Source organism: Bradyrhizobium sp., assembly GCF_017881085.1.
Lineage (GTDB): Bacteria > Pseudomonadota > Alphaproteobacteria > Rhizobiales > Xanthobacteraceae > Bradyrhizobium.
Window position 1 is genome coordinate 1 of record NZ_JADGRI010000478.1, and the last position, 2824, is coordinate 2824.

The window sequence follows — 2824 nt, forward strand, 5'->3', positions numbered from 1 at the left end:
GCTAACGTCCGGCGGGCATAATGCGGGCATCATCTCGGAGCCCGGCCATCTGCACCATAGCTACCAGATGATGACCAGGCGCGCGAGCGATCGCTATATTGATCCTGATATTTTCCAAGGGGAGACGCAGAGCAAGAGCGGCTCCTGGTGGCCTGAGTGGTCTAATTGGCTCAAAAACCATTCGGGTGAGCCGACACCGCCGCCTGCCATGGGTCTTCCAGGCCAACCTCCGCTATGTGCCGCTCCCGGTACCTACGTGTTGCAGGAGTGAGCCGCACTCGGCGCTGTGCACGGCAAGGCAGTTGAAAATGGATCGCCGTGGAGGGAAGAAACACCATGACCTTATTCGTTCTGATCCCGATCTGCGCAGAGGTGATCGCCACTCGTCAAAGGCTTCGGTACGCCCCTTTTCACTGTGCGACGCGTCGGATGCCCGCATAGGGAGAGACAAATGAACATTAGGGCCGGCACCTTGATCGGGTTGCTAATTTTCATAACGTACCCCTCAAGCGCACAACAAGGACTAACTCTAACAGTTGGTCAATTGGACTATTTGCAATCTGTTCAGGGGATAGAACAACACTTTTCCGTAAAAAACCAAACACAAAGCGTCATTGGAAGCGTAATGGTCTCGTGCGGCTTTTTCAGTAATGGCCAACTGATTGCGGCGGAACGCACACTCGTTGAAAACATTGCTGGAAGCGCAACGGGGTTTGGAAAAGTCTTCGCCTTTAGCAATATCAGTCCGGACCGCACGCAGTGCCGCATAGGCCCCACCTTCTAAGCCATAGTGAAGCCTCCCTCATTTCCAACCTCAGCCAGCACCGCCCCACGTTTGATGTAAATGTTCGTTAGCTCTGCTCGCGCCAGCGCATCGATATTTTGCACAAATCCCGGTCATCGCCGGTCTCATTATGATGGGCAACAACCGCCCGTGCCACTGATAGATATACCGCCCAACTCTATTTTTGACTTGGGTCAAAATCGAACCTCAGCCGCCAGCCTAACTTAAACTGAACTTGGCGAATGTAGCACAACGACATCGGCGATTGCCGACTGAGGAGCACGCTGAATGTCTGTTCAGCTTATGGGCGCGCGGAACGCGTCGCCGCGCCTTGTGCGATCACTCACGCTCACACATGCGGTGCTTTATGGGCTCGGCGTCACCATCGGGGCCGGCATCTACGTTCTCGTCGGTATCGCCGCAGGACGCAGTGGAATGCATGCGCCACTTGCCTTCGTTGGAGCGGCACTGGTCATGGCCTTCAGTGCGGCCTCATTTGCTGAATTGGGGACGCGCATGCCGGTGAGTGCTAGTGAGGCGGCCTACGTGCAAGCCGCGTTCCGGCGCGATTGGCTTAGCCTCAGTGTCGGGCTTCTCGTGGTCGCGACAGCAACAGTCTCGGCTGCGACGATCAGCGCTGGCAGCGCGGGTTATCTTGCGGTATTTCTGCCCGTTTCCGCTCCGTGGATAATTTCCGGGGTGGTCCTTGCGATGGGTATCGTGGCATGTCTCGCCACGGCTCAGTCAGTCACATTCGCCGGGATCATGACCCTCGTCGAAGTGGGCGGACTCGTGCTGATCATCGTTGCGGGACTTGGTCACGGGACCGACGTTGTCACCCGCCTTCCGGAAATTTGGCCTTCCGCTGGCGACCCGACTGCCTGGATCGGGATAGCTGGAACGGCGCTCATCGCGGTCTTTGCCTTCATTGGCTTCGAGCATCTCGTAAACGTCGCTGAAGAACTGAAGGAACCAAACCGTACCTTGCCTCGTGCGCTGTTCCTGACCCTCGGTTTGACCGCGCTTGTCTACGCACTGGTTGTGTGGGTCGCGGTAACAGCGGTGCCTCCACAGGAACTTGCTCGCTCTTCGGCACCCCTTGCGCTTGTCTTCGAGCAACTCACCGGCATGCCGCTCGTGACCATGAGCGCAATCGCCACTGTTGCGACACTTAATGGCGTCATTGTCCACATGATCATGATCGCCCGCGTGATCTATGGTCTGGCCGATCAAGGCAGCCTGCCGAAGTTCCTTACGAAATTGAACTCGGTGACACACACCCCTCTTCTAGCAACAGCTATCGGCGTCTGCGCGATTCTCCTGCTCGCGCTGGCTGTTCCGCTCGCGGGCCTCGCAGATCTGACGGCACGCCTTACGCTTGTCGTTTTTGCAATCGTGAATCTCGCGCTAATCCGAATTAAACGTCGAAATGAAACGCCGCCATTAGGAGCGTTCATTTGTCCGCGATGGGTACCGTTTGCAGGACTCGCTTCTAACGTCCTGCTTTTGGTAGTCGACCAAATTGTGTGATGAACTGCAGTTTGCGAGTGATTCGGAAGCTTCTCCACAATGTTTCACACCTCACTCGGTGGCCCGTCATTGCCTATCACCTGTTCCGCAGCCTGTTGGCTAGGGCTAGAACGACATCACGTCAGCGTCCATCTCTGCTGCGCCGGCGATCAAGACTTCACTCGCGTCGTTGTCACCGAGCACGGCTGATCTGAGCCAGCCAGGACGACCTAAATAGCGTAATCGGCAGGAGGACCCACGGTCTGGGCTCCGACAGCCCCTAGAATCGCCTTCGCGCGACCGGGGCGCTGCCGATCAGCCGGATCGAACGCGGCTGGTGTTTTTGATCCAAGCAGGCCGTGGCCGCTCAGAAACGCGGCGCCGCGTTGCGCCGGAACTCCTTCAACCGGGGGGCAGACCGTAGAACGCGCCCACCCATGCGGCGAAGGCGACCATGATTAATCCCGGGATCACGCGAAGAGCGAACGAAAGTCCGCCGCTGGAAGCGGCGAGCACGATCTTGCTGATGGT

Annotated in this window: 2 protein-coding genes and 1 pseudogene; all 3 read left to right on the forward strand. The window is 57.5% G+C overall.

The window, feature by feature from the left end; genetic code table 11:
* Window positions 1-271, forward strand: a pseudogene (locus QZ213_RS26885) (poly-beta-hydroxybutyrate polymerase); the annotation flags it as partial.
* A gap of 180 nt (window positions 272-451) precedes the next feature.
* Entirely contained in the window at window positions 452-784 is a 333-nt protein-coding gene (locus tag QZ213_RS26890) for a hypothetical protein (protein ID WP_291689082.1), read from the forward strand.
* Between the two features lie 288 nt (window positions 785-1072).
* Complete coding sequence (locus QZ213_RS26895; protein ID WP_291689083.1) at window positions 1073-2314, forward strand: APC family permease; 1242 nt, start codon at window positions 1073-1075, stop codon at window positions 2312-2314.
* Window positions 2315-2824 lie beyond the last annotated feature (510 nt).